22 protein-coding genes and 1 pseudogene are annotated in these 26,894 nt (G+C 37.0%); 18 read left to right on the top strand and 5 right to left on the bottom strand.

Annotated features, from left to right (window positions below):
• The first annotated feature begins 16 nt into the window (after positions 1 to 16).
• The 8 genes from BOQ62_RS13615 (at position 17) to BOQ62_RS13580 (ending at position 12,060) form a co-directional block, all read left to right on the top strand.
• Complete coding sequence (locus BOQ62_RS13615) at positions 17 to 1,255, top strand: sulfate adenylyltransferase subunit 1 (RefSeq protein WP_129040288.1); 1,239 nt, start codon at positions 17 to 19, stop codon at positions 1,253 to 1,255.
• Between the two features lie 4 nt (positions 1,256 to 1,259).
• Positions 1,260 to 2,090, top strand: a complete 831-nt coding sequence (epsC, locus tag BOQ62_RS13610) for a serine O-acetyltransferase EpsC (RefSeq protein ID WP_129040287.1) — start codon at positions 1,260 to 1,262, stop codon at positions 2,088 to 2,090.
• Positions 2,091 to 2,117: 27 nt separating this feature from the next.
• The gene (gene cysK, locus BOQ62_RS13605; RefSeq protein ID WP_129040285.1) at positions 2,118 to 3,029 is read left to right on the top strand and encodes a cysteine synthase A; all 912 of its coding nucleotides are present in this window, start codon (positions 2,118 to 2,120) and stop codon (positions 3,027 to 3,029) included.
• 23 nt (positions 3,030 to 3,052) lie between these two features.
• Positions 3,053 to 3,898 carry a uroporphyrinogen-III C-methyltransferase gene (gene cobA / locus BOQ62_RS13600; protein WP_129040283.1) on the top strand — a complete coding sequence of 282 codons (846 nt, stop codon included), beginning with the start codon at positions 3,053 to 3,055 and terminating at the stop codon, positions 3,896 to 3,898.
• The gene (locus tag BOQ62_RS13595; protein WP_129040281.1) at positions 3,888 to 5,600 is read left to right on the top strand and encodes a sulfite reductase flavoprotein subunit alpha; all 1,713 of its coding nucleotides are present in this window, start codon (positions 3,888 to 3,890) and stop codon (positions 5,598 to 5,600) included. The genes cobA and BOQ62_RS13595 overlap by 11 nt, the downstream gene beginning before the upstream one ends.
• A gap of 35 nt (positions 5,601 to 5,635) precedes the next feature.
• Positions 5,636 to 7,312: an assimilatory sulfite reductase (NADPH) hemoprotein subunit gene (cysI, locus tag BOQ62_RS13590; RefSeq protein ID WP_129040279.1), complete on the top strand. Its 1,677-nt coding sequence runs from the start codon at positions 5,636 to 5,638 to the stop codon at positions 7,310 to 7,312.
• A gap of 348 nt (positions 7,313 to 7,660) precedes the next feature.
• Positions 7,661 to 10,537: a TonB-dependent receptor gene (locus tag BOQ62_RS13585; protein ID WP_129040277.1), complete on the top strand. Its 2,877-nt coding sequence runs from the start codon at positions 7,661 to 7,663 to the stop codon at positions 10,535 to 10,537.
• A 5-nt stretch (positions 10,538 to 10,542) separates the two neighbouring features.
• The gene (locus BOQ62_RS13580) at positions 10,543 to 12,060 is read left to right on the top strand and encodes a TSUP family transporter (RefSeq protein ID WP_129040275.1); all 1,518 of its coding nucleotides are present in this window, start codon (positions 10,543 to 10,545) and stop codon (positions 12,058 to 12,060) included.
• A 216-nt stretch (positions 12,061 to 12,276) separates the two neighbouring features.
• On the opposite strand, the gene BOQ62_RS13575 is transcribed toward BOQ62_RS13580, so the two are convergent.
• The 3 genes from BOQ62_RS13575 to BOQ62_RS13565 form a co-directional block, all read right to left on the bottom strand.
• On the bottom strand, positions 12,277 to 12,843 hold the full coding sequence (locus tag BOQ62_RS13575; protein WP_129040273.1) for a DoxX family protein: 567 nt from the start codon (positions 12,841 to 12,843) through the stop codon (positions 12,277 to 12,279).
• Between the two features lie 688 nt (positions 12,844 to 13,531).
• The gene (locus tag BOQ62_RS13570; protein WP_129040271.1) at positions 13,532 to 13,921 is read right to left on the bottom strand and encodes a DoxX family protein; all 390 of its coding nucleotides are present in this window, start codon (positions 13,919 to 13,921) and stop codon (positions 13,532 to 13,534) included.
• 108 nt (positions 13,922 to 14,029) lie between these two features.
• On the bottom strand, positions 14,030 to 15,013 hold the full coding sequence (locus BOQ62_RS13565; protein WP_129040269.1) for a polysaccharide deacetylase family protein: 984 nt from the start codon (positions 15,011 to 15,013) through the stop codon (positions 14,030 to 14,032).
• A 90-nt stretch (positions 15,014 to 15,103) separates the two neighbouring features.
• Here BOQ62_RS13565 and BOQ62_RS13560 point away from each other — a divergent pair, with 90 nt between their 5' ends.
• Complete coding sequence (locus BOQ62_RS13560; protein WP_129040267.1) at positions 15,104 to 15,958, top strand: AraC family transcriptional regulator; 855 nt, start codon at positions 15,104 to 15,106, stop codon at positions 15,956 to 15,958.
• A gap of 22 nt (positions 15,959 to 15,980) precedes the next feature.
• On the opposite strand, the gene BOQ62_RS13555 is transcribed toward BOQ62_RS13560, so the two are convergent.
• Positions 15,981 to 16,472: a hypothetical protein gene (locus BOQ62_RS13555; protein WP_129040266.1), complete on the bottom strand. Its 492-nt coding sequence runs from the start codon at positions 16,470 to 16,472 to the stop codon at positions 15,981 to 15,983.
• A gap of 211 nt (positions 16,473 to 16,683) precedes the next feature.
• Here BOQ62_RS13555 and BOQ62_RS13550 point away from each other — a divergent pair, with 211 nt between their 5' ends.
• Both BOQ62_RS13550 and BOQ62_RS13545 read left to right on the top strand, forming a co-directional pair.
• Positions 16,684 to 17,898 (top strand): hypothetical protein, encoded by a 1,215-nt coding sequence (locus BOQ62_RS13550; RefSeq protein ID WP_129040264.1) that lies wholly within the window; start codon positions 16,684 to 16,686, stop codon positions 17,896 to 17,898.
• Between the two features lie 217 nt (positions 17,899 to 18,115).
• The gene (locus tag BOQ62_RS13545) at positions 18,116 to 18,601 is read left to right on the top strand and encodes a hypothetical protein (RefSeq protein WP_129040262.1); all 486 of its coding nucleotides are present in this window, start codon (positions 18,116 to 18,118) and stop codon (positions 18,599 to 18,601) included.
• A gap of 59 nt (positions 18,602 to 18,660) precedes the next feature.
• Here BOQ62_RS13545 and BOQ62_RS13540 read toward each other — a convergent pair whose 3' ends face one another.
• Positions 18,661 to 19,050, bottom strand: a complete 390-nt coding sequence (locus tag BOQ62_RS13540) for a Fur family transcriptional regulator (protein WP_129040260.1) — start codon at positions 19,048 to 19,050, stop codon at positions 18,661 to 18,663.
• Positions 19,051 to 19,136: 86 nt separating this feature from the next.
• Here BOQ62_RS13540 and BOQ62_RS13535 point away from each other — a divergent pair, with 86 nt between their 5' ends.
• The 7 genes and pseudogenes from BOQ62_RS13535 (at position 19,137) to BOQ62_RS13505 (ending at position 26,882) form a co-directional block, all read left to right on the top strand.
• Positions 19,137 to 19,475 (top strand): MerC domain-containing protein, encoded by a 339-nt coding sequence (locus BOQ62_RS13535; RefSeq protein ID WP_129040258.1) that lies wholly within the window; start codon positions 19,137 to 19,139, stop codon positions 19,473 to 19,475.
• A 4-nt stretch (positions 19,476 to 19,479) separates the two neighbouring features.
• Positions 19,480 to 20,682: a GTP-binding protein gene (locus tag BOQ62_RS13530; protein WP_129040256.1), complete on the top strand. Its 1,203-nt coding sequence runs from the start codon at positions 19,480 to 19,482 to the stop codon at positions 20,680 to 20,682.
• 78 nt (positions 20,683 to 20,760) lie between these two features.
• Positions 20,761 to 22,157: pseudogene (locus BOQ62_RS13525) on the top strand (alkaline phosphatase).
• Positions 22,158 to 22,402: 245 nt separating this feature from the next.
• Positions 22,403 to 23,698 carry a phosphatidylserine decarboxylase family protein gene (locus tag BOQ62_RS13520; RefSeq protein ID WP_228414101.1) on the top strand — a complete coding sequence of 432 codons (1,296 nt, stop codon included), beginning with the start codon at positions 22,403 to 22,405 and terminating at the stop codon, positions 23,696 to 23,698.
• A gap of 257 nt (positions 23,699 to 23,955) precedes the next feature.
• On the top strand, positions 23,956 to 24,570 hold the full coding sequence (locus tag BOQ62_RS13515; protein ID WP_129040254.1) for a TetR/AcrR family transcriptional regulator: 615 nt from the start codon (positions 23,956 to 23,958) through the stop codon (positions 24,568 to 24,570).
• Positions 24,571 to 24,654: 84 nt separating this feature from the next.
• Complete coding sequence (locus BOQ62_RS13510; RefSeq protein ID WP_129040252.1) at positions 24,655 to 25,938, top strand: TolC family protein; 1,284 nt, start codon at positions 24,655 to 24,657, stop codon at positions 25,936 to 25,938.
• Positions 25,939 to 25,952: 14 nt separating this feature from the next.
• Positions 25,953 to 26,882, top strand: a complete 930-nt coding sequence (locus tag BOQ62_RS13505; RefSeq protein WP_129040251.1) for an HlyD family secretion protein — start codon at positions 25,953 to 25,955, stop codon at positions 26,880 to 26,882.
• The last annotated feature ends 12 nt before the right edge of the window (positions 26,883 to 26,894 follow it).

The raw sequence follows: 26,894 nt of genomic DNA, 5'->3' as shown, positions 1-26,894 counted from the left end.
TTATAATTAACATCGGATGGATATATTAAGATTTATAACAGCAGGAAGTGTAGATGACGGTAAAAGTACCCTTATCGGCAGGCTGCTTTACGATAGCAAAAGTATTTTACAGGACCAATTGGAAGTCCTTGAAAAACATTCTAAAAACAAAAATGAAGACGGAGTAGACCTTGCCCTTTTAACGGATGGTCTGCGCGCAGAAAGAGAGCAGGGCATCACCATTGATGTTGCTTACCGCTATTTTTCAACTGCAAAAAGAAAATTTATCATTGCTGATGCTCCGGGCCATGTACAATATACGCGTAATATGATCACCGGAGCTTCCAACTCTGATCTGATGATTATTCTGATTGATGCCCGAAAAGGCGTGATTGAACAGACCAGAAGGCATTCCATCATCGCTTCTTTATTACAGTTGAAAAAAGTAGCTGTAGCCATTAATAAAATGGATATGGTAGATTATTCCGAAGAAGTTTTTGAAAATATAAAATCAGAATATTCGAAAATTGCGGAAAATCTAGGATTAAATGACGTCAGTTATTTTCCAATCTCAGCATTAAAAGGAGATAATATTGTTTCAACATCTTCAAGAACAGAATGGTATGAAGGAAATTCCCTTCTGGAATACCTTGAAGAAGTAACGATTAATGAAGAAAAAAATAATGGAAGCCGTTTTCAGGTTCAGTACGTGATTCGTCCTCAGACTGAAGAATTGCATGATTACAGAGGATATGCCGGACAAATATTAAGCGGAAAGTTCACCAAAGGAGACAAAATTCATATTCTTCCAGCGGATCTGACCACTGAAATCACGAAAATTGAGATCAATGGCATTGAAAAAGAAGAAGCTTTTGAAGGGCAGCCAGCCGTTATCCATCTTGCTCATGATGTAGATATCAGCAGAGGAGATATTTTTGTTACGGAAGAACATGTTCCCACCGTTGAAAAAGATCTTGAAATTCTTTTATGCTGGCTTGATCAGAAACCTTTGCAGCCGGGGAATAAATACCTTCTGCAGCAGAACAGCAGACTTGTAAAGGCAGTGGTAAAAGAGGTAGACTACAAGATCAACGTTAATACCCTTGTCAGAGAACAGGCGGACGGCGAAATTAAGCTGAATGAAATTGTAAAAGTTACCCTCCGTACAGCACAGCCTTTGGTCTATGACAGCTTTATCAATAATAAAACAACAGGCTCAGCTATTTTGGTGGATGAAACGTCTAATTCAACGGTAGCAGCCTGTATAATTCAATAGAAAGATGGCAATTTCCGATCAATTAATACAAAGAATTCATCAGACCAAACAAAATAATATTCACGGATTCTTTGATAAAATAAAGACCAAAAAGTGGGTAAAGGATTTGTATGAAACACTCTTCCTTCCTCAGAATGACAATACTGAAGATCAGCTGAAAAGAAATTTTGAAGCACTGCAGGAAACACTATCAGACCTTATTAATACGGTAACAGGAGATAAAATCCTTACTGAAAAAGAGGTCAGTCAGTTTTTTGAGGCTTTACCGGAGCTTTATAATCAATTGGTTCTGGATGCAACATCCATTTTGGAATTTGATCCTGCTGCAGATTCTCTGGAAGAAGTGTACCTGGCATATCCCGGCTTTTTTGCCACGTATGTCTATCGTATTTCGCATCAGCTTTGGAATCAGGAAGTGAAAATTTTGCCTCGTGTCATTTCAGAATATGCTCACAGTAAAACAGGAATTGATATTCATCCCGGAGCAACGATAGGAAAGTCTTTTTTTATTGACCACGGAACAGGAATAGTGATCGGAGAGACAACCATTATCGGAAATAATGTCAAAATCTATCAGGGAGTAACCCTCGGAGCCTTGAATGTTTCCAAAGAAAAAGCCCATCAGAAAAGGCATCCCAATATAGAAGATGATGTGATTATCTATTCGGGAGCCACTATTCTGGGAGGGGAAACTACCATAGGCAGAGAAAGTGTCATAGGAGGAAATGTCTGGGTAACACAGGATGTTCCTGCCAACTCTCTGGTCTATCATAAAAGCGAAATAAAAATAAAGGATAACAGTTCATTACCGGAATCATTAACCTTTGTGATCTAAAAAACAAAAAATAAAAATTACATTGATATGAAGTTTCAGAATGCATTAGAAACGATTGGAAATACACCCGTCGTGAAAATTAATAAACTCTTCAGTTCAGATCATGAAATCTGGATCAAACTTGAAAAAAGCAACCCCGGCGGAAGCATTAAAGACAGAATTGGATTAGCAATGATCGAAGATGCAGAAGCCAAAGGATTATTAAATAAAGACAGTGTTATTATAGAACCTACCAGCGGAAATACAGGAATAGGACTTGCTTTGGTAGCTGCCGTAAAAGGATACAAACTCATCCTTGTCATGCCGGAAAGTATGAGTATAGAACGCCGTAAAATCATGGAGGCTTATGGAGCCGAATTTGTGCTTACTCCAAGAGAAAAAGGAATGAAAGGCGCTATTGAAAAAGCTAATGAATTGGCTGAAGAAACACCCAATTCATGGATTCCAAGACAGTTTGACAATCCTGCCAATGTAAAAGTACACGTAGAAACCACCGCTCAGGAAATTTTAAAAGATTTCCCGGACGGACTTGATTATATCATTACAGGAGTTGGAACCGGAGGACACATTACCGGAATCGCAAAAACAGTAAAAGAAAAATACCCTAACCTGAAAGTAATTGCTGTAGAGCCTGAATTATCTCCTGTGTTAAGCGGAGGAAGTCCTGCACCACATCCATTACAGGGATTAGGAGCTGGCTTTGTACCTTCCATTCTGGATATTACCCTTTTAGACGGAGTGATCACAGTAGGCAAAGAAGAAGCTTATGAATATGCTCTTAACGCTGCTAAAAAAGAAGGACTTTTTGTAGGAGTTTCTACAGGAGCCGCTTTAGCAGCCATCGCCAAACATTTACCGGAAATACAACCTAACGCTAAAATCCTTACCATCAATTACGATACAGGAGAAAGGTATCTCTCTGTAGAAGGACTCTTCTAAATCCTTAATTAACACCTACTTCAATGAAAACAAATATAAAATCACCAAAGGTCTTCCTTATCGGTGCAGGGCCCGGCAACCCTGAACTGATCACTGTAAAAGCAGTAAAAGCTATCGCAGAAGCAGACGTCATTTTATGTGACCGCCTTGTAAGTCCGGAAATTCTGGAAACCTACGTTAATAAAAACACAGAAATCATTTATGTAGGCAAAGAATGCAGCAAAAATGCATCCACCTCTCAGTCTCATATCAATGCTTTGATGGTGGAATATGCCTTTCAGAATAAAACTATTGTAAGATTGAAAGGAGGAGACGTTTCTATATTTTCCAATATTCTGGATGAATTGCAGGCTTTAAAACAAAATCATATTCCTTACGAGATTATTCCGGGAATTACAGCAGCTTTAGGAGCAGCAGCATTTGCGGGGATGCCTTTAACTGCCAGAGGATATTCTACATCCGTTCGTTTTCTGACCTATTATAAATCAGAAATCGTGAGTGAAGAATACTGGAAAGAGCTTGCTTCTACCAATGATACCCTTGTTTTCTATATGTCAAAAGGAAACCTTACTCCTCTAGTGGAAAAACTGAAAGCACTTAAGATTTCTGGTGATAAAAAAATTGCAGTCATTGAACAGGCTACAACGCCTTTCCAAAAGGTATGCACGTCATCATTTGATGATTTTAATGAAAAATTCGGGGACAAAAACTTTGCATCACCATCATTGGTGGTAGTGGGCAAAATTGTAAATCTCCACGAAGATTTTTCATGGCTGGAAAATGCCGAGCAGGAAGGTCTTTATTTTAAATCTGTAGAAAACGGAAGTCTAATCCCTACCACTCAAAATTTCTTTGAATATGCTGTCTGAAACTAAATTAAACGTATTAAAACAAATCTCCGGAGACCTTTCCAGAGACGAAGCCATCTGGGCAAGCGGATATCTTGCAGGTATTGCAGGGGGATCATCACTTACAGCTGTTCTTCCACCACAGGAAACGAATACTATTGTTCAGAATGCTGTAAAAAAAATAACGCTGGCTTACGGTACAGAAACCGGAAACAGTAAAAAACTGGCTACAGCTCTGGCAACGATTGTTAAGAAAAAAGGACTTCAGGTAAAACTGGCTGACCTTTCCCAATATAAACCTAAAGATCTTGCGAAAGAAGAGTTCTTCTTTGTAGTGATCAGCACTCAGGGAGAAGGTGAACCACCAGCACTGGCCAAAAAATTCTATGATTATATTTATGAAAATGAAATCAATCTTAACGGACTTAAATATGGAGTACTGGCGTTGGGAGATAGCAGCTATCCACTGTTCTGCCAAACCGGAGAAGATGTAGATTCACGTTTTGAAATATTAGGTGCTCAGCGTATCATTCCATTAAAAAAATGTGATATTGATTACGAACAGGAAGCTTCCCATTGGATAGAACATGTATTCGAAACCGTTAATAAAAATGCTGGTCAGGCTACAAAAAATGTTTCAGCTCCAAAGGTTTCTGCCGGAAGAAAAAAAATTCAGGGAAAGGTTTCAGCCATCATCAATCTGAACGATATTACTTCTGAAAAAGAAACTTATCATATCGAAATTGAAACCGAAGAAGCGCTTGCCTATCAACCAGGTGCTGCTTTGGGAGTGATCCCTTTCAATTCAAAAGAAGTTGTATACGAAATTATTACTCTCACAGAAATTGATCCTCATAAACAGATAGAAACAACAAAAATTACGGATTCTGTAGAAGGACTTTTGCACAAGCATCTTAATATTAGCTATCTGCTTAAATCTGTTGTTGCTCAATATGCAAAAATAACAGGACATTCCATTCCTGAAGTCAGATTAAGTCTTCTTGATTTGCTTAGAATTTATCCGGTAAAAAATGCAGATGAATTTGAGGAAATCATTCAGATATTAACCGCTCAGTCACCTCGTCTGTACTCAATCTCTTCCTCTCTGGAAGCGCATGGTGATACGGAAATTCATATTACGGTTGCCAAATCAGAGTTCTTTATTGATCATCAGAAACATAACGGATTATGCAGTGGTTTTCTGAGTGAATTCAAAGAAGGAGAAGAGGTGGAATTTTATATTCAGGATGCAGGACATTTCAAACTTCCGGAAGCAGATAGAGATATCATTATGATTGGTCCGGGAACAGGCATTGCACCTTTCAGATCATTCCTTTGGGAACGAGATGCCACAGGAGCAGAAGGAAGAAACTGGCTGTTTTTTGGGGACAGAAACTTCGTATCAGATTTCCTTTATCAGGCAGAACTTCAGGATTTTCTTAAAACAGGCAGTCTGACGCATTTAGACCTTGCTTTTTCAAGAGATACAGATGAAAAAGTATATGTTCAGCACAGACTGGAACAAAATGCTCAGGAAGTTTTTTACTGGCTGGAAGGCGGTGCTTCTGTGTATGTATGCGGAGCGAAAGAACCCATGGCTTATGACGTAGAGCAAACGCTTCTCACCATTATTCAGAATGAAGGAAAACGCAGCAAAGAAGACGCGGTTGTTTACCTCGAAGAAATGGAACTGAGCGGTAGATATGCCAAAGATGTGTATTAATAAGAAGTACTCGTAAAAATTAAAGGAAACAAGTTATGAACAATGATAAAGAAAACCTTTCACCGGTAGAAAGAATTAAAACCAGCAGTAACGGGCTCAGAGGATCTTTAAAAGAGAGCCTTGCTGATAACTTTACCGGAGCCATAAGGGAAGATGATCAGACTCTGATTAAATTTCATGGAATGTACCAACAGGACGACAGAGACCGAAGGGAAGAGCGTGTCTCCAAAAAACTGGAATGGCTGTATTCTTATATGATCAGATTAAGACTTCCCGGTGGTTTTTTAACTCCTGAACAATGGGTTGGATTGAATGAAACCGCTGAAGATCATTCCACAGGAACGATAAAAGTAACGACAAGACAAACGATTCAGCTGCATGGTATTTTAAAATCTCATTTAAGACCTACCATTCAAAGCTTCAATCTGCAGCATCTGGATTCGATTGCGGCTTGTGGGGATGTCAACAGGAATGTAACCTGTACTGCTAATCCTTCAGAATCACCTTTGCACAAGGAAGCTTACGAACTGGCAGGAAAAATCAGTGAAATGTGTCTTCCGAAAACCCAATCTTATTATGATATCTGGATTGATGATGAACTTCTGGTAGACCGAAAAGCAGAGGAAGATCCTCTGTATCAGGACAGATATCTTCCGAGAAAACTGAAAATAGGAATTGCAGTTCCGCCTAATAACGATGTAGATGTATTCATCAATGATATTGCCTTAATTGCAATTATCGAAAATGATAAAATCGTTGGCTACAATATTGCTGCCGGAGGTGGACTAGGAGCAACCCACGGAAATGAAGCCACTTACGCCCGTCTTGCTTCCATTCTTGGATTTGTGGATACCGAAGAAAAAGTATTGAAAGCAGTCTACGAAATCATCACGGTGCAAAGAGACTTCGGAAACAGAAGCGACCGAAAATTATCAAGATTAAAATACACCATTGATAAACTTGGGATCGATCAGTATAGGGCTGAAGTAGAAAAACGAACAGGATTCAGTTTTGAACCTGCCAGAGAATTTAAGTTTGAACAGAGAAAAGACCGTTATGGCTGGATTCAGAATCATGAAGGAAAATGGTTTTATACCGTATTTGTAGAGCACGGTAGAATTCTTGATACTGCAGAATATCCTTTAAAATCAGGGTTATTAAAAATCGCACAAACTGGAAAAGCTAATTTTCGTTTTACCTGTAATCAGAACCTTATTCTGGCTGATATTGAGGAAAAAGATAAACCAGAAATTGAACATATTTTAAAAGAACATGGAATTTCAGAGTATACCAATGGGGCCAGCGCATTACGCAAAAACTCTGTTGCCTGTGTTGCCCTGAATACCTGTTCACTGGCTTTGGCGGAAGCACAGCGGTATTTACCTTCTTTAGTCACCAAAATAGAACCTATCCTTGAAAAATATGGTCTGTTAGAAGAAGATATTACCATCCGTATGACCGGTTGTCCAAATGGCTGTGGAAGATCTCCCAATGCAGAAATCGGATTTGTAGGTACAGCTTATGGGAAATATAATCTTCACATCGGTGGAGACCGCTTAGGAATGAGACTGAATACAAAATTTAAAGAAAATATTGGTGAAGAAGAAATTCTGACCACGCTGGATGAGCTTTTCGGAATTTATGTACAGAAAAGACTTGCAGAAGAAACATTTGGTGATTTTTCATACCGTTACTTACACACCTTAAACTAATTATATGGCTAATTTTCATTATGATCTGAAAAAAAACAAAAAAACTAAACCTCTTCATTTAGGCGGACGAATGTGTATGTGTTGTTGATTCTCAAAATAACAATACAAACAAAGCTGTTTGAAATAGTAAAACATCATAGTTCACCACTTAAATCAATCAAACCATTAAGGAAATAAAGTTATTTAGGAAAGTTAAGGTAAAATCAAATGATTTTTTAAGATCTGTTCTTTAATGCGAAGCACTCTTAAATACCTTAAAATCTTATCAACTCTTAATGGTTTAAAAACTTTTATGTTTTATTTAAAAAATTCAGACAGCTTCATTCTCAACCTAAAAAATGAAGCAAAATGAAAAACAAAAAACAGGGAAATTTTCTACCAAAAGCAGGTATTATCGCATTCACATTTCTATTCTTTAACTTCGCAGAAGCACAGCAGCAGCTTATAGAACTCAGCGGAAACATCAAAAGCACAGATACACGCAAAAGTCTTGACTCTGTAAAAATACAGATCGAAAATACGCAGGACATTGCATTAACAGATCAGCTGGGAAACTTTAAAATCAGAACCAGAGTTACCATTCCATTTCGGGTGGTGGTTCAAAAAGAAGGCTTCACCAGCCAAACCGTTGAAATCCTTTCTCCTTCCAACAAAATAACGATAGGTCTTAATCCGCAGAATACGATTATTGATGACGTTGTGATTTCTGCCTCCAGAGTTCCGGAAAAAATATTAAGATCACCAATAGCCATTGAGAAAATTGATATCAAGACCATCAGAGAAAGTCCGGCAGCCTCTTTCTATGAAACCCTGGAAAATGTAAAAGGACTTCAGCTTTTGACCTCAAGCCTTACGTTGAAAATTCCTAATTCGAGAGGGTTCAATTCGCCTAATAATTTCCGTTTTATGCAGCTGGTAGACGGGGTAGACGTACAGTCGGCAACGTTAGGAGTACCATTGGGAAATGCAATTGGTCCTACAGAACTGGATATTCAGTCGATGGAAGTCACTCCGGGTGCCGCTTCTGCATTATATGGAATGAATGCCATCAACGGACTGGCAAGTTTACAGACCAAAGATCCGTTTACCTCTGAAGGGATAAGCGTTTATTTCCGAGGTGGAGTGAATCATGTAGACAATGTTAACCATAAAATAAGTTCTCTGGGGGAAAGTGCCATCCGTTTTGCAAAGGTGATCCATAAAAACTTTGCCGTAAAAGTGAATGCCTCTTATTTTAGTGGAACAGATTGGATCTCCAATAATCTCACCGATCAGAATTCAGGGGCATTAGTCACAGCCAATCCTAATTTTGCACTGACCAATAATCCGGCAGAAGACCTCTGGAATAAATACGGTGATGAAAGAAACAACCGCGTAGCTGTAAAAGTGGATTACAATGGAAAACCTACCACATTCAACGTTTCCAGGACAGGGTATCTGGAGAAGGATCTTGTAAGTCCGGATGTGAAAAATATCAAGTTTGATGCAGGGTTATACTATCGTTTCGGAGATCAGTGGAGAACATCTTACGTGTATCGTTATGGTTTACTGGACGGAACTTTCCAGAGAGGAAATAAAATCCGTTTGCAGAATGCCACCGTTCAGAACCATAAAGTAGAACTGACAGGAAAAGAGCTTACCTTCAGGGCTTATATATCTATAGAAAATACCGGAGATTCTTATAATCTGAAACCTTTGGCAGACAATCTTGATCTCACCAACCTTTCCAATACCAACTGGAGAAACATTTTTCAAACGGCTCTCCAGAATAGTCTTAATTCAGGTGTTAATCTCAATGATGCATTTATTCTTGCCCGTCAGCAAGCAGATAAAAACAGAGTTATACCAGGAACGGCAGCCTTTGAACAGTTAAAAAATACCATCATCGGCATCAATAACTGGGATTCAGCTAATGGAGGAGTGGCAGGAGCTCCGGCAACAGGAGGAGCCAAGCTTGAACAGAAATCCCGATTTTATCAGGGTGAACTAACGTATGATTTCAGCAGATTTGTGAAGGTCTTTAATCTTCTTGCAGGAGTAGATTACCGTTTGTACAGCATTACTCCGGATGGAAACAATTTTGTTGATTTTGACCGTCCCGTAAATGAAAGAAATATTCCTTTAGCCAATGGTACCTTCGGAAAAGATGTTATTTATCAGAAATATGGTGCTTTTGCACAGATTACCAAGCTTTTCTTTGATGATAAATTAAAAATAAATGCGGCTTTACGTATCGACAGAAACCCAGAATTTGAAGCCAAACTAAACCCAAGGATAAGTGTGGTCTATTCTCCGGTGAAAGAACATAATTTCAGAGCTTCTTTCCAGAACGGATATCGTTTTCCATCTCTGTTTGAAGCCCTCTCTTTCGTAAACAACGGAAATGTAAGGAGAGTCGGAGGTCTTTCAAAAGTGAATGATGGATTAGGCTATCTGGAAAACTCCTATACATTGGCTTCCATTGATAAATTTACTTCAGCAGTAAATGCAGATGTAGATGCCGGAAAAACCCAGGCTCAAGCAGCTCAGGATAATAAGCAACTTTTAACTGTAGCCAATTTGCAGAAGCTACAGCCGGAAAAAATCAACTCGTTTGAAGTAGGGTATAAATCTACTTTTTTCAATAATAAGCTTGTGCTGGACTGGGATTTTTATTATAATATCTACGAAGGATTCCTTGGTCAGGTAGAAGTAGCTGTCCCTAAAAACAGTCAGGTAGGAAGCAATACTGCCGTACTTGCCATGCTGGACCGAAGTAAACAGGACCGATACAGGGTTTATACGAACAGCAACAGTACCTACAAAAGCTATGGAACCTCTTTAGGAATCCGTTATAATATTACCGGAAACTATAATGTGAATACCAATGTTTCTTATAATGATCTTGCTTCCAATAATAGTTCAGACCTGTTTATCACAGCTTTCAACACTCCGAAATGGATGGTGAATGTAAGTATTGGGAACAGGGAGATTGTTAAAAATATAGGATTTACCCTTGTGGCAAGATGGCAGAGCGGTTTTATGTGGGAAAGTCCTTTAGCATCAGGCCAAATTCCGGCTTATTATACCATTGATGCCCAGGCTACATGGAAACTTCCTGAGATCCGTGCAAATATTAAAATCGGTGCAACCAACCTGTTAAATCGCCGTTATTTTCAATATGCAGCAGGTCCTGAAATCGGAGGACTGTATTATGTCGCTTTTACGTATGACTTAAAATTGTAATCAGGATGAGCAATTCATTATATCCCATATTTTTAAAACTCGAAAACCTTTCACTGCTGATCATTGGCGGAGGCAAGGTTGCTCTTGAAAAGCTGGAATCTGTACTGGGTAATTCACCCGAAACTTCCATCAAGCTCGTGGCAAAAGAGATTATCCCTGAAGTCAGAACTTTACAAAATCAGTTTTCCAATATAAAACTGCATGAAAGAGCCTATGATGATCATGATTTTAATGATACCGATCTTGCTATTATTGCAGTGAATGATATAGTATTGGCAGGAGAAATCAGAGAAAAAGCTCAGCAAAAAAATGTATTGGTTAATATTGCAGATAAACCGGATTTGTGTGACTTTTATTTAGGTTCCATTGTCAAAAAAGGAAGTCTTAAAATTGCCATTTCTACCAACGGGAAATCTCCTACTATTGCTAAAAGATTAAGAGAAACCTTTACAGAAGTAATTCCTGATGAAATGGATCATGTGTTGGATAATATGCAGCATATTCGTAATCAACTGACAGGAGATTTTAATTATAAAGTTAAAGAACTCAACAAAATTACTACAGAATATCTGTCAGAAGGAAAAGCTGCTGCAAAACCGGACATGGAAATTGAAAAATTGATCAATATTACCAAAACCGCTCAAAGAAAGGCTAATATTTACCTCGCAATCATAGGTGTTTTACTTCTTTTCGGATTATTCGGACTTGTGGTGTATCAGTTTAATCTTTCCGGTGATATTCAGTATTTTCTGAATAAAGATGGTCATATTTTTTACTGGATGCTGTTTGCCGGTTTTATGGCAGAGATTGTTGCCGGATCCATGGGCATGGGATATGGCGTGATCTGTACCACAATCCTTTTATTGCTGAATGTTCCGCCACCTGTTGTGAGTGCAAGTATTCATTCTGCGGAGTCATTCACTACTGCAGCCGGAAGTTTCAGTCATTATAAATTAGGAAATGTTAATAAGAAAATGGTATGGGTTTTATTCCCATTAGCTATTGTCGGCTCTATTATCGGTGCTTTAACGTTGTCTCATTATGGCGAGCACTATGCTCATATTGTAAAGCCTATTATTGCCTGCTACACGTTGTACCTTGGAATCAACATCTTAAGAAATGCATTCAAAGATAAAAAATCAGGACAAAGCAAAACCAAACGAAGAACCAATCTAAGAGTATTAGGTTTAGTTGGTGGCTTTATTGATTCCTTTGCAGGAGGGGGCTGGGGACCGTTGGTGACCGGAACATTGATTAAAGAAGGAAGGATTCCCCGTTATGTAGTAGGAAGTTCTACGGTAGCCAAGTTTTTACTCACCATAACAAGTGCCATTACCTTCATTTTTACGATTGGTATTCATCACTGGAATATTGTGTTGGGACTTCTGTTAGGTGGTGTTTTTACGGCTCCATTTTCTGCAATGCTTACCTCAAAGCTTCCCACAAAGAAAATGTTTATTGTGGTGGGAATAGTAGTGATCCTGATGAGTCTTGTTACCATAATAAAATCAATTTTATCATAAAAAATAATAATTAAGCTTCGGAAAAAGCGTGTTTTTTAACGCAAAGATTTTAATGTTTTACTTTAGTTTGAGAGATCAAGGGGAAAAAATCAATGATACAGTCTATGTATATACTGACATTACTCATTTTTAGTAAAAATCTGAAACCATTAAAACTTTGCGTTTTTTACTTTATTTCAAATAATTTTCTAAACATTGTAGTTCTTTATGTGGTACTCAAAAACACTTTGCGACTTTACGATTATCCAACAAAAAAACAGCTCCCCAAAAAGAGAGCTGCTTTAAGAAATTAATTTTTTCCAATTTTGATTTTAAGAAAGTATCAATTCCAAATCCTGAACATCCCTGAAATAAGAATAGGAGTAAAAACAGAAGATACAACGTCTGAGGCAGGTAAAGAAAATAGCTCAGCCAGGTAAAAGGATCCATTTCATAAACTCCGGTTTCAGATTTTATGGGAATAAGTTCTTTGGGAATAGAGCTCAGATCATGGGTGAATAAAGCGACAAGTATAATAATCATTAAAAATACAGAGCTTATTCTTGCCCAGAAACCCAGCATGAGAAATAAACCAAATATACACTCACAAAAAGCAGTAAAACTGGCAGTAAACTGCGGAAATGGAAATCCTATCGTATTGATAGTATTAAACATATATCCCTGAAAAATAGGATGGAAAAGTTTGTTGAAACCTGCTATAAAAAAGAATAATCCAATGAGTATTCTGCAAATTACATAAATATTGACTGTATTTTTTTCGAGGTTTGATATTGTTGTTTTCATTATTTTTTTAATTCATTAATTGATTAAATCCTCATGACAAAACCATGAGCAATAGCTGGTCATGTGATTTTTGATTTGATAGTAGGATATTCTGTATAAATTTCAGATCGCATTATTTTAACGACCTCTGAAATTTATATTTTCGGAGGGATCCAGATAGAATTAAAAAATGAAGAATAGGGTGGATCATCATACAGAAAATGGCGGTTGCTTATCTCCTGATCCATAAATTTTTCAAATGCAAAAGAATGAACAGAAGCGGTAAAAAACAGAGAAAAGCTGGAACAATAATTACTATTGCATTTTATTGGAGTTCTGTTGTTTTCTTCAAGTGAATTTTTATCACATTCTTTATGAGAAGTCTCTTCCTGACTATAGTTTTGGTTTATATTTAAAGAAGAAAGACTGGAATTTTCAGTTTTTAGAATCACCAAATGAATCAGCATTAAACATATATTAAATACCTGTATAAACTGCCGTAATTCATTCTTTTTCAACATAAATTCCTTTCAATGACGACAAATATAGTAAAATATTTATACTTATTTTTTGATCTGAAACTCTTTAAAAATTGTATTTCTCAATAACCTCTGGAGATGAAAAAAACGGAAAAATAAAGATAATAATATGGGGGAATAATATACTCTTTGTTTTCTTTACTTTCCCGGTATTTACAGTTTACTTTTTATCATTTCCTGTCCAAAGCCAGATGATTATCATCAATTCTGCTGATCAGAATGTAAAATAGACCCGCATAGATCATCTGGATACCCATTGCTTCCCAATTTTCAATGGTACTGCTTCCAAAAAGTAACAGAATAATCAGAGAAGCTCCTGCTATGGTAGCAATACGGGTTTTAAAACCAATCATCAGCAATAATCCGATGAGAAATTCCAGAAAGGGAAGTGTAACTCCGAAGAGTTGTACCAATGGCTGTGGAAGCCAGCTTGTTTCAAAACCTTTCATCATTCCTGATGCAAAGTCCTGTAGTTTTACGAGACGGACCAATCCGTGTCCTAAAAGGTTTATTCCCATAGATACTCGAAGAAAAAAATAGGCTGTTTTTATATTATTCATAAAAGTAATTTTTGGTTTGGGAGAAGGAAGCTAGAGGTTGGAAGATATATTGGTCAAAAAAGGACTTTTCAGGCTTCAATAACATCCTTCTTCCAGCCTCCTGCTTCTTTACTTATTAAACTTTTCTTCGCTATTATCAACCGGAGTATTGGGATCATTGATCACCATTTTAGCGATATCATCCTTTCTCATAAAGACTACTCCCTGTTTTTCTTTGGTATATTTAATAAACTCCTCCATAGCGTGCACCATTGCAGGAGTGCCACCAATTCTGTCGTGAAAACTGATGCTCATCATTCTTCTCTTTGAAGCTCCTTCTTCATAAAGACGGTCAAATTCAAATTTCAGCTGTGCCAGAAACTGATCCGGACTCCAGTGCTTTCCTTCAATGTTAACAATATCATTGTTACGCAATGTATAAGGAATAACAACAAAATTTTTCCCTTTCACTTTGGTAATGAAAGGTTCATCATGGCTTAAGTCATCTATATGATACAGAAAACCAAGTTCCTGTAATATTTTAAGGGTGTTCGGACTTCTTCTTAGCCAGTTAGCGTTATAACCAACAGCTTTCTGGCCTGTAATCTTTTCAACAACATCCACACCTTCTTTTATAAAATTCAGCTCATCAGCATAGTTTTTATTCCACTGATTGTCCCACGCAATACCATGGGCTGCAATTTCATGCCCTCCGCTTGCAATGGCTTTGGCCACTTCGGGATATCTTTCAGCAGCTGTTCCCACTATATGAGACGTAACTTTAATATCATATTTTTTCCATAAATCCAGCATACGATAAATGCCTTCATTTCCTCCATATCGATACCAGCTTTCTGCCGGAAGATCGGGTTTTCCTTTAGGCAGGGGAGTTCCGCTGAATGGACTTTCTGCACCCTCTGGCTGTCCGCCTGTTTCAAACTGCATAGAAACAGAAATAACCAATTGAGCTCCATTAGGCCAGTATTTTTTAGCTGAAGTCTGAATTGTATGCTGTTGTTTTTTATCTGTTTTACCCCCATCATGACAATCAGAAAAGGACATCAAAGCGATTGTTGAAGCAAGCAGCAATATGGTTTGTCTTATGTATTTCATTGTGAATGTATTTACAGTACAAAATTGATCAATAAACAAGTATGATATATTGTAAAAATTAATGGTAAATTTGTAAAAATCCAACCTTCAATGAAGCGAATTGTAAATTTCAATTCTTTTAATGTTTTCAGTATTGAAAAAGAAACCTGGGATATAGAATATCACAATCATAACTTTTATGAATTGATTATTATCGAAAATGGAAAAGGATTTCATCATCTCAACAGTATTACTTTTCCCTACAAAAAAGGAGATGTTTTTCTCCTAAGGCCCAGTGATGGTCATGAATTTTCGATTAAAAGCAAAACAAAATTTATTTATATAAAATTTACAGAACAATATATCTGGGAAAACCTCTTGTCTAATAAAAAGAATGAACTAAAAAAAGTAGTTCAACTCCTGATGGAAGATCATTCTTTTGTATATGAATCCGTGATTAAAAGTAAAACAGATAGGGTACACCTGCTACAGCTTGCCCGGATTCTTCTGTATGAATTCAACCATAAGAACACATATAATAAAGAAATAACGGCTGATCTTTTTTCTGCAATTATGACCATTCTTATTCGGAATACAATGAACAATGTTACTACTAAAGACTGGGTTATACAGAATGTAAGCAGAATTGAAAGAATCCTGTATTATATTAATGTCAATGCTTTGGATGCAGATAAAATGAAAATTGAAAATTTGGCCAGAGAGTTTATGCTTTCCCCAAACTATATCAGTATTTATATCAAAAAACAAACGGGCTTCTCTATACAGCAGCATATTATGCAGTATAGAATAAAAACAGCAGAAAAGCTTTTACTTCAAAGTCATTACAATATCAGTGAAATTGCAGATAAGCTGGGTTTTAATGATGCCAGCCATTTCAATAAAATATTCAAAGGATATAAAGAAATGTCTCCTTCAGAGTTTAAAAAGAAATCAACAGCAAAGTAATTCCTTAATAGAGATTATATTTTTATCTTTTAATACCAATCGCTTTTAATGCACTGGACGTTAAGAAAATATCATCAAAAACTGTAAGTGATTCTACATCATTGAATCCTGAAGGGATCAGATCATTTTTGTTAAAAGACAATTCAATGGAAGGGTCGTATGCAGCAACAATTCTCACTTTTGAATATCCATTGTAATCTACTTTGAATGCTTCAAACATACAGTTTTGCTCAGCTTTCTGATATTCAGCATATTCTTCAAATCCGGCAATATCTGTTCTTTTTCCATCATTATGATCAAGAGATTTCCACTCAGAATAATTTTTAGGTTCTTTCAGGATATTTCCTTTTGAATCTACAGGAACAAACATCCCAAGGGTCAAACGCTTCTTTAAAAAATTAGCATAATTATTCATCAGATTCAAAATCTGAAGATCGGCATATCCTTCGTGTGAATAATATTCCAGCACGAAAGTGGTCATCGGAATCAGCTTGTGAGAAGCATCAGTCGGCATATTGAGTGTTTACTTTTTGGCCGATAAAAATAGTATTTTTATTTACGCTACCCAACGCCGGCATGTGATTAGGATGGAATTTATACCCATTCTGAATAACAATAACTTTGGAACAAACTCTCATTTTTCAGTATTTTTGAGGAATAACTATGTAAACCATTATAAACCCATCTGCAAAAACATAAAATATTTTGCAGACACCAATTACAATATGTTGAATAAGATACTATTGGCCTCTGGTATTATCCAGTGCTGCTTCTACAATATCCAGGCTCAAAATGCCGGAGTTCATCCAGTCTATACCTCAGAATGGGGTCATCTTTATCGTGAAAATGACAATAATAAGGATCTTTTAGGAATATTTTCTACCGAAGCTCCTGTTTATGTCCTGGATTCCACCCAAACACAATATAAAGTACAGGTAAGTAACGGAGATATTGGTTTTATAGACCGCCAGTCTTTGCAAAAATCTATGCGCGGAAAAAAATCTGCTGGCGAACCGGCTCAGTATTTCTATCGCGGAGCACAAGGATATCAATGTCCACATTTCTATGTACAGGTTTCTGAACTGCGGGTAAGAAAAGCACCTACCACAGAAAGCACTGCAACCCGCAGAGCAAGTTTAAATGAGTTGATTTGTATTGATTATGTCCCGTTATATCAGGATGGCTGGGTCTATATTGGTGATCATTTCCACGAAAATCCTGAATATATTCAAATGAAATATCTGGGTGGTGAAATTACCTACGACAAAGTTCTGAAAGAATATCTGACTGTAAAGGGCAAAAATCAGGAAAAAGAACTGACCCAAGTTGGAAGATTACGTGAAATAGCATGGACTGAAGATAAAAACCTTAAACAAGCATTGAATTATTGGAAAGAATCTTACACCCATGCGGGAAAAGAAAACCCAAAGATAGATATCGACTTTGAACTTCTTCTGGCAGATCAATTTGCGAAAAAACCAGGAACTGAAGCTTATGAAAAAAAATTAAAGGCTTTGAATATGCATTTTATGTGGAAAGAAACTCAACTTTTTGATGGGAAGATCACAGATACACAGGTAAAACAATTAGAAATGCAAAAAGTAAAAGAGATTCCCAATACTCCTGAATGTGGTTGGGAACCTCAGTATTTTTATAAAAATCCTAATATCATTGCAGCCTTTGAAGAATACAAAGGAAAAGTCTCCGGAAGTATTTACAAAATGTCTTTTAGCAATGGTGAAGCCGTGGTTTTAGGAAACGAACATATGGATTCTAATTATGATGAAAAGAATTTCGTTATCCATTTTGGAGATTTACTTTCTTCACGCTGGATTTCCTCTCCACATGAATATCACATTCAGAATGGAGATGCAGGACTCTTTATTTTCACGTTTAAAGATGGAAAGCTTTTCAGCTATGAATGCATGTTTTATTGTTAGAAAATTTTGATCATTTTGATTAATAGTAGCGGGCTAAAGCCCGCTTGTTTTTTATTTCTGTATAAGACTTTACGAATATTAAGCTTTGGCTGAAGCCATAGGATTTTATGCATATTATTAAAATGGGCTAAAGCCCGTTCCTATTGAATATATTTTCCAATATGAGTGATTAAATTTTAAAGCTGTATCTTTACCATACCAAACAAAATATTACAATATGTCTTTTATTACACCAGAAGGAGCCAGGAAGGCTCAGCTATCCCTATCAGAAAGGGCACCCGTTGCCCACGCCATTCTCTCCGGGGAAGAGAATATTTCGAAATACAACAGTGGAGTATGTCATGATGTGGTAGCCTATGCATTGTATATGCGTGGAGCCAGGATAAGTCCTAATCAGCTTGCAGAATCTGCAGGACAGAAATGGCTAACATTATTCAATTATCCGGCGGGAGAAAAATGGGATGGATATTCACCCATTCCGGCAGGAAAAGCCATTGGTTTCTACAGACTTATTGATAAAACGTTCTTTCACTCTGCTATAACTACAGGAAACGGAAATGAAATAAGATCTGTTAACGGATTTTCTTTAGGATCTGCGTGGTCTGTGCCTGTAGATATGAAGTGGGTTTTGGGCAAAAGAAATTCTGATGGTACCTTCAATTATGACGGAACCAAAATAGAAGTTTACATCTCTTCTTTATAACACCTTTATAAAAGGGTAAAAAGGCAGATGAGCAAATTCGCTTTTCTGCCTTTTTATTTTTATGCATCAGCACATTTCGGGCAGATCCCGCTGATAATAAAATTATATTCCTGTGCAATAAAGTGTTCTGGCAAGCTGATTTCCGGAATCGCATTTTCAATGCATGTTACAGAATGACATTCTTTGCAGTTGAAATGAACATGATTGTGAAAATGCTGTTCATGACTGCACTTTCCACTGCACTTTGCAAAATTCACTACCCCGTCAATATTAACGATCTTGTGTATTTCACCTTCATTTTCAAGCCTTTCCAAAACCCTGTAAATGGTTACTCTATTACACAGATCTCCCAATTTCTTCTGAATATCAGAATGGGTAAGGGCTACATCTGAACCATTGATAAGGTTTAAAATTTCCGTTTTAGCATGTGTATTTCTGACCTGTTTCATATTTTAATGCAACAAAGTTGCGTTATTTAAATTTTTATCTATACTTTTGCAACAAAGTTACGCTAAGAAAATTAATCCATGCTATTATGAAATCAAAAATTCTTGATGCTGTAGGAATCTCCGCTGCTGTTTTATGTCTGATTCATTGTATTGTCTTTCCATTATTGCTGATTATTCCGTTGGGAATATCACACAATCCCTATATAGATCTGGCATTCCTTTGTATTGGAGCCGTTGTTGTGTTCAGGGTAACAAGGAAAATGGAAAACCGATGGCTGAAATTTCTATTCTGGATATCCATTAGCCTCATTTCCGTTTCTATACTGGCAGATTTCCTGTTTGAAGTCCATATTCCTCTGATTTATGTTGGAGCTGCAGGTTTAATTACAGGTCATATCATCAATTTTAAAAATCATAAACATTAAAAACATGACAAAGAAACTTCCTGTAACGGTACTCAGCGGATTTCTAGGAGCTGGTAAAACCACATTACTGAATCATATTCTGCATAATAAACAAGGTTTAAAAGTAGCTGTTATTGTGAATGATATGAGTGAAATCAACATAGATGCCCGACTTGTTGAAAATCAAAATACCCTTTCTAGAACAGAAGAAAAGCTGGTGGAAATGAGTAACGGATGTATTTGCTGTACGCTCCGAGAAGATCTGATGGTGGAAGTAGAACGTCTTGCTCATGAAGACCGTTTTGATTATCTCCTTATTGAAAGTACAGGAATAAGCGAACCTATTCCTGTAGCCCAAACGTTCACTTATATAGACGAAGAAAGTGGAATAGATCTTTCCCGCTTCAGTTATGTAGATACGATGGTAACGGTAGTAGACTGTTTCAATTTTATGAAAGATTTTGGTTCTAATGAATTGTTAATGGATCGTGACCTTACTGATATGGAAGGTGATTATAGAACCATTGTCAATCTTCTGACCGATCAGATTGAATTTGCCAACGTGATTATTTTAAATAAAACAGATCTAATAGATGCTGAAACACTCGGCTTTTTAACAGCTGCTATAAAGAAATTGAATCCGGACGCAGCTCTTTTACATTCTGAGTTTGGAAAAATTGAGCCTCAAAAGATTTTAAATACCCGGCTTTTTGATTTTGACAAAGCACAATCTTCGGCGGGTTGGCAAAAAGAATTACAATCTGATCATCACACTCCGGAAACTGAAGAATACGGAATAAGCTCAATGGTTTTCAGAGATAAAAAACCTTTCCATCCCGTAAGACTCTGGGAATACCTGAATCATCATTATCCTGAAGGAGCCATCAGAGCTAAAGGTCTGTTCTGGCTGGCTTCAAGACCTGATGATGCTTTAAATTTTTCTCAGGCAGGAGGCTCTTTTAGACTTGAAAAAGCCGGAGTATGGTGGTGCAGTATGCCTTTACATCACAGGGTGCAATATTCTTCATTTGCAGAGAATCAAAAATTTATAGAAAGCAGATGGGATAAAACCTGGGGCGACAGAATCAATGAGCTGGTGTTTATCGGGCAGAATCTGGATAAAGATCAAATGGTGTCGGATCTTCAGCACTGTCTTATTAATGACGATGAAAAGGAAATGTTTGATCAAAAGTTGGCTTTTGAAGATCCGTTTCCAGAGAATATTTAAAATTAACCTTTAATTAATGCAACTAAGTTTCAATATAAAATTAAATACAATATCTTACAGCATTATTTTAAAAACAATATGGACAGAAGAAAATTTCTAAAAGGTTCAGCATTACTTTCGGGATTATTGACCTTATCACCCTCCGATCTTTGGAGCTTTGGAAAAAATACGGAGCAATACCAGAAAGGAAAAGGCAAGAATATCATCTTCATGGTAAGTGACGGGATGAGCCTTGGAACACTATCAATGGCAGACTTGTATTCAAGGAATATTTTGGGAAAAGGAAGCAATTGGCTGAATCTGTATCATGATAAAAGGTAACCCGCTCTTTGATGGACACTGCTTCAGCAAGCTCTATTGTAACGGATTCAGCAGCGGCAAGTTCGGCATTCGGAGGAGGAATAAGAGTAAAAAACGGAACCCTGAACATAGGAGCTAACGGTGAAAAACATCTTCCCATATGGCAGAAATATAAAAAAGCAGGAAAGAAAGCAGGTTGTGTCACAACAGTTACCATTACCCATGCTACTCCGGCAGGCTTTTGTGTCAATTCTTCCAAAAGAAATGCAGAGCCACACATTGCAGAAATGTATGCAGATCTGGAGCTGGATGTACTTTTAGGAGGTGGGGACGAGTTTTTTAATCCCGCTAAAAGAGAGGACAAAAAAGATCTTTACTCTGTTTACCGCCAAAAAGGTTACCAGATTTTAAAAACACAAACCGATCTGAAAGAAATCAAAAAAGGAGAGAAGCTGTTAGGAATATTCAGTACAGGGGCATTACCTTATAGTATCGACAGAAACAGCCTTCCGGAACTAAAGAATACTCCGACTCTTACTGAAATGGCCAATACGGCTATCAATCAGATGAAAGATCATCCTGCAGGTTTTGTACTTCAGGTAGAAGCCGGAAAGGTAGACTGGTCTGCTCATGCCAATGATGTAGCAGCACTTATTCACGATCAGCTGGCATTTGATGAAGCTGTAAAAACGGTAATGGATTTTGCCGAAAAAGACGGCAATACTTTAGTGATTATCACTACAGACCATGGAAACGCCAATCCGGGGACTATTTACGGGACAGATGCAACCAAGAATTTCAACAGTATTTCAGACTACAAATACACCAATGAATATATTCTGAACAATATTCACAAAGAATATTCAGCAAAAGAGATTAAAGACTGGATTTATGAAGGCAACAAAATCATCCTGAATGATGATGAAGCCAAGCATTTGCTAAGCTTTTACAACGGTCTTGAAAAAGGAGAAGAAGGACTCTATAATTATAAAAAGCTCCCTTTCAAACTGTATTCTGAAATTCAGAAAAGCAGAAATTCTGTTGGATGGATTAGCATGGATCATTCAGGAGATTATGTAGAAGTGGCAGCCTATGGTCCTGGAAATGAACTTTTGAAACCTTTTGTTAAAAATACAGACTTGCATGATCTGATGCTGAAGGTCTGTACTCTATAACATTCATATTTTTTCATATTTAATTATTTGGGAGATGCGAGGCGGATTGATTGTGTCCGCCTTGTTTTTTTGTGCATAAAAAGCAAACTTCCATTAAAACTACCTGGTAAGTATTTTTACTTATTTCACATTAAGTAGAAATACTATTGCAGCATTCTGTCAGTTGAAGTAACTTTATAGTACATAGATTAAAAAAATAACCTTAAAAACCGTACTATGAACCATGTAAAATACAGAGTGGGGAAATGGCTGCCCTCAGACAGAAAGTTCCTCAATACCTGGCTGGAAAAAAAGTAAAGCAGGCTCAAAACAGCAGACTACCAATGAATCCTGCTGTTGCTGATCTCAGGGACGCTATTTACAATGATCCTGTTTTATATATGAGCTTTACCAGCATGTATGATGAGATCCCTCAAGGATATAATGAGCCCGTAAAAAACTTCGAAACCATGCTCCTTATTATCAATCAGGTTTTACAGGAAGCACCCTGCTACAGTGTTATAGAAGATAATATAGGACTTGTAGGATTTCCGATTAATGCGATTGTAGACTGGGCAATGGGAACACAGGCAGGATATTTAGCTTTTCTTCATCCCGAAGTGAACCAAAAACTAAGCGTTATTTTAGCAGAATGGAAAACTTTTCTGGAATCTCCGGCATCACAATATGTTTTAGTGAGTGGTCCTGTAAATCAGCCACAACCTGATTATACCAATCCTTTAGGTTGGTTTTCTCCACAAGCTCTGGAAGCAATTGCCGCCATGGATCCTTTAAGAGGAAAAGGGAATAATCCTGAAGACCCTTTGCAGAATTTTATTTACAATTATCAATGCCAACCTAATGAACCGTATTTCGGATTCAAAAGCTGGGACGATTTTTTTACCCGTCAATTCAATCCGGGAGTAAGAGAAGTAAGTGAAGCGGACAAAGATCCGTCGGTGATTGTTAACGCCTGTGAATCGGCTCCTTACAATTGCGTTACCAATGCTCAGATGAAAGATAAATTCTGGATGAAAGGACAACCTTATTCTTTGCTGGATATCATGAACCATCATGAACTTACTCAGAAATTTGGTGACAACAGCACTGTTTATCAGGCGTTTCTTTGTGCTAAAACCTATCATCGCTGGAACAGTCCGGTAGATGGCACTATTGTAGCCATTGAGAATGTTCCGGGAACCTACTACGCCGAAGCTCCTATTGAAGGATATGATCCTTCAGGCCCTAATGATTCTCAGGGATATATCACAGAACTGGCAGCACGTGCATTGATTTTTATCCAGTCAGATAATGATAAAATAGGATTGATGTGTTTTGTTGCTGTTGGAATGGCTGAAGTATCCAGCTGTGAAATTACAGTAAAAGAAGGAGATCATGTCAAAAAAGGAGATCCTATAGGTACCTTTCATTTTGGAGGATCTACCCATTGTCTGATTTTCAGACCTGAAGTCAATATTGATTTTGACTTCCATGGACAGACACCTTGCCTTAATACCTACAACATTCCTTTGAAAGCAAGAATCGGAGTTGTCACTAATTAGATCATCCGTCAAAATCATATTTATCAATCATAGAAACAGAGAATAATCTTCTGCTTCTATGATTTTTTTATAGGTTATGAAAGAGGATACTTTTCAAAAATTCTGTTTTCAAAACATATGAAACGCTTTATACTAAAATACGCAAAATATTGTTTATCAATAATTTAAATATTGTTATGTAAAATTTAATCAAATGATTAAAATATTTGTTTAAATAATAAATTTTGTTTATATCTTTGTAAGAGAAAATAGTAGGAATGAAAAAAATAGATACCAGTACGGAAGAAAAAATAAAAGAAGCTGCCCGTATTGTGTTTTACAAAAAAGGATTTGCAGCGACACGAACCCGTGATATTGCCGAAGAAGCGGGAATTAATCTGGCATTGCTCAACTATTATTTCAGAAGCAAAGCAAAGCTTTTTGAGATGATCATGATAGAAACGATGGCTGGATTTTTTCAGAACTTAATGATGGTACTCAATGATAAAAATACCAGTATTGATCAGAAAGTGGAGGAAGTAGTAGGAAAATATATTGATCTCATCATCAGGGAGCCTGAAATTCCGACTTTTATTATTAGCGAACTTCGTAATAATCCTAATCTGCTTTTACAAAAGATACCTCTAAAAGAAGTAGTAGAAACCTCTGAGTTTTTAAAACAACATCAGGAAGCTGTAAAGAACGGAAGCATTAAAGAACCCAATCCTTTACATTTTCTGATCAATATACTCGGGCTTACTGTATTTCCTTTTATTGCGAAACCCATGCTCCTGGGAAGCAGTACATTAAATGATAAAGAATTTGAAAAGATGATGATGGAACGTAAAAAGCTTATTCCTATGTGGATAAAAGCTGCAATGTCAACAGGATAATTTTTTTATCCTGAATTTAATCAAATGATTAAAACCTGTGAATAATAAAGACAAAATTGATTTTAACTTAAAATATCAATTCTTATGTGTAGAAAATTTCATATCTCTATTATAGTTTTTTTGAGTTTGGGTGCTGCTATTCCTCTGAAAGCCCAGTCTGGATCCTTAACACTTGAAGAATGCTATCTCCTTGCAAAAGAAAACTATCCTGAAATCAAAAAATTAGGAATGATAGCAAAAACTGCAGAGTATACAATCGATAATGCAAACAAAGGCTATCTACCCAAAATTTCATTTTCCGGCCAGGCTACTTATCAGTCACAAACCATTAGTTTTTCTGATGCTTTAGGTGCACTTCCTATAAATACACCCATTCCGTCATTAAGTAAAGACCAGTATAAAATTCAGGGAGAGGTAGATCAGTTATTATATGACGGAGGTATTATACACCATCAGAAAGAGCTTACAAAAGCCAATACCGAACTCCAGACTCAGAATATAGAAGTTTCATTATATACTTTAAAACAGAGAATCAACGCTTTATTTTTCTCCATTCTTTTAACCAATGCTCAGCTCAAACAGAATGAAATAAAAAAATCAAGTCTGCAGACACAGGTGCAGAAGGCCGAAGCCGCTTTGCAATACGGAACTGCCTACCGAAGCAATGTAGACGAGCTGAAAGCAGAAGTTGTGAATACAGATATGGCCAATACAGAGTATATATCCAACCGTAGCGCCTATCTGAAAATGCTCAGTATCTTCATTGGTAAAGAAATTTCCGATTCTTCAGTATTACAATCTCCGGAACCTGAACTTTTGTCTTCAGAAATCAACAGGCCGGAACTGAAAGGTTTCGATCTTCAAAAATCGGTTTATACATTACAGGAAGAGCAGCTTAAATCTGATCTTATGCCTAAAGTAAGTGCCTTTTTTCAGGGAGCGTATGGAAGACCTACTCTCAATATTATCGAAAATAAATTCGGACCATGGTTTATTACCGGGGTAAGATTCAGCTGGTCCCTGGAAAGTTTATATACTTCTTCCAATAAAAAACAAATCCTGGAGCTGAACAGAAAAACTACAGACACCAACAAGGAAACATTTTTAATCAATACCAAAATGGATCTGGCTCAGCAGGAAGAAAATATTAATAAATATAACCATCTGCTGGAACAGGATAAATCTGTAATTAACCTTCGACATTCGGTTACCCAATCGGCAGAAGCCCAACTGGCCAATGGAGTGATTACTACTCATGAATACATCCAGAAGCTTAATACAGAACATCTGGCTAATCAGACCATGATTTTACATCAGATTCAGCTGTTACAGGCAAAATATAATCAGAAATTTATTTCCGGAAATTAATAATCCATAAGTCTATGAAAAAAGTTACCCTCATATTAAGTGCTTTTATCCTTTTAAGCGCATGTAAACCTAAAGACGATTTTGATGCTTCAGGAAACTTTGAAGCAGATGAAGTTATTGTTTCTGCCCAGCAAAACGGAGAATTAATTTCCTATTCCATACAGGAAGGCACTCAGCTTAAAGCAGGAACACAGGTAGGACAGATTGACGTTACAATAGCTCAACTTCAAAAGGCACAGGCAGAAGCCAGCATTGAAGCTTTACAGCAAAAAACAAGCAACACCAATGAGCAGGATCTATTGGTAAAAAAACAACTGGCCGTGCAGGAAGCACAGCTGGATCAACAGCTTCATGAACGTACCCGTACAGCAAATCTTGTAAAAGCAGATGCCGCAACCCGGAAGCAGTTAGATGATATTGATGCAGCCATTGTACAGCTTAAAAAACAGATTTCCGTTACCCGACAGCAGCTTTCTGTCAATAACTCCAACAACAGTACTCAAAACAGAAGTATTTTAAGTGAAAAAGCACCGCTTGAAAAAACGGCTGCACAGTTTCAGGAACAGATTAATAAAGGGACTATCATCAATCCTATCCAGGGAACGGTCTTAGTAAACTATGCATTGAAAGGGGAAATGCAGACTATTGGAAAACCGCTGTATAAAATAGCAGATATCAGCACTCTTGATCTCAGAGCTTATATTACCGGAACCCAATTACCACAGGTAAAGCTTGGACAGAAAGTAAAAGTAAGAATAGATCAGGGAGAAAAAGGATTTAAAGAATATCCGGGAACCATTATTTGGATTTCAGACAAGTCAGAATTTTCCCCAAAAACCATTCAAACCAAAGACGAAAGAGCCAATCTTGTCTATGCCATCAAAATACGGGTAAAAAATGACGGGTATTTAAAGATAGGAATGTATGGAGAAACACTATTTTAAGAATTAAATACG

The sequence above is a fragment of the Chryseobacterium sp. CH21 genome, assembly GCF_004119445.1.
In the GTDB taxonomy this organism is placed as follows: domain Bacteria; phylum Bacteroidota; class Bacteroidia; order Flavobacteriales; family Weeksellaceae; genus Chryseobacterium.
Note: the sequence above shows the minus strand (reverse complement) of the source record. Positions and strands in the feature narration are given on the sequence as shown.

Coding starts and splice junctions, on each gene's coding strand:
- BOQ62_RS13615 (WP_129040288.1), top strand. CDS start 17: ATGGATATATTAAGATTTATAACAGCAGGAAGTGTAGATGACGGTAAA.
- epsC (WP_129040287.1), top strand. CDS start 1,260: ATGGCAATTTCCGATCAATTAATACAAAGAATTCATCAGACCAAACAA.
- cysK (WP_129040285.1), top strand. CDS start 2,118: ATGAAGTTTCAGAATGCATTAGAAACGATTGGAAATACACCCGTCGTG.
- cobA (WP_129040283.1), top strand. CDS start 3,053: ATGAAAACAAATATAAAATCACCAAAGGTCTTCCTTATCGGTGCAGGG.
- BOQ62_RS13595 (WP_129040281.1), top strand. CDS start 3,888: ATGCTGTCTGAAACTAAATTAAACGTATTAAAACAAATCTCCGGAGAC.
- cysI (WP_129040279.1), top strand. CDS start 5,636: ATGAACAATGATAAAGAAAACCTTTCACCGGTAGAAAGAATTAAAACC.
- BOQ62_RS13585 (WP_129040277.1), top strand. CDS start 7,661: ATGAAAAACAAAAAACAGGGAAATTTTCTACCAAAAGCAGGTATTATC.
- BOQ62_RS13580 (WP_129040275.1), top strand. CDS start 10,543: ATGAGCAATTCATTATATCCCATATTTTTAAAACTCGAAAACCTTTCA.
- BOQ62_RS13575 (WP_129040273.1), bottom strand. CDS start 12,843: ATGAAAACAACAATATCAAACCTCGAAAAAAATACAGTCAATATTTAT.
- BOQ62_RS13570 (WP_129040271.1), bottom strand. CDS start 13,921: ATGAATAATATAAAAACAGCCTATTTTTTTCTTCGAGTATCTATGGGA.
- BOQ62_RS13565 (WP_129040269.1), bottom strand. CDS start 15,013: ATGAAATACATAAGACAAACCATATTGCTGCTTGCTTCAACAATCGCT.
- BOQ62_RS13560 (WP_129040267.1), top strand. CDS start 15,104: ATGAAGCGAATTGTAAATTTCAATTCTTTTAATGTTTTCAGTATTGAA.
- BOQ62_RS13555 (WP_129040266.1), bottom strand. CDS start 16,472: ATGCCGACTGATGCTTCTCACAAGCTGATTCCGATGACCACTTTCGTG.
- BOQ62_RS13550 (WP_129040264.1), top strand. CDS start 16,684: ATGTTGAATAAGATACTATTGGCCTCTGGTATTATCCAGTGCTGCTTC.
- BOQ62_RS13545 (WP_129040262.1), top strand. CDS start 18,116: ATGTCTTTTATTACACCAGAAGGAGCCAGGAAGGCTCAGCTATCCCTA.
- BOQ62_RS13540 (WP_129040260.1), bottom strand. CDS start 19,050: ATGAAACAGGTCAGAAATACACATGCTAAAACGGAAATTTTAAACCTT.
- BOQ62_RS13535 (WP_129040258.1), top strand. CDS start 19,137: ATGAAATCAAAAATTCTTGATGCTGTAGGAATCTCCGCTGCTGTTTTA.
- BOQ62_RS13530 (WP_129040256.1), top strand. CDS start 19,480: ATGACAAAGAAACTTCCTGTAACGGTACTCAGCGGATTTCTAGGAGCT.
- BOQ62_RS13520 (WP_228414101.1), top strand. CDS start 22,403: ATGGCTGCCCTCAGACAGAAAGTTCCTCAATACCTGGCTGGAAAAAAA.
- BOQ62_RS13515 (WP_129040254.1), top strand. CDS start 23,956: ATGAAAAAAATAGATACCAGTACGGAAGAAAAAATAAAAGAAGCTGCC.
- BOQ62_RS13510 (WP_129040252.1), top strand. CDS start 24,655: ATGTGTAGAAAATTTCATATCTCTATTATAGTTTTTTTGAGTTTGGGT.
- BOQ62_RS13505 (WP_129040251.1), top strand. CDS start 25,953: ATGAAAAAAGTTACCCTCATATTAAGTGCTTTTATCCTTTTAAGCGCA.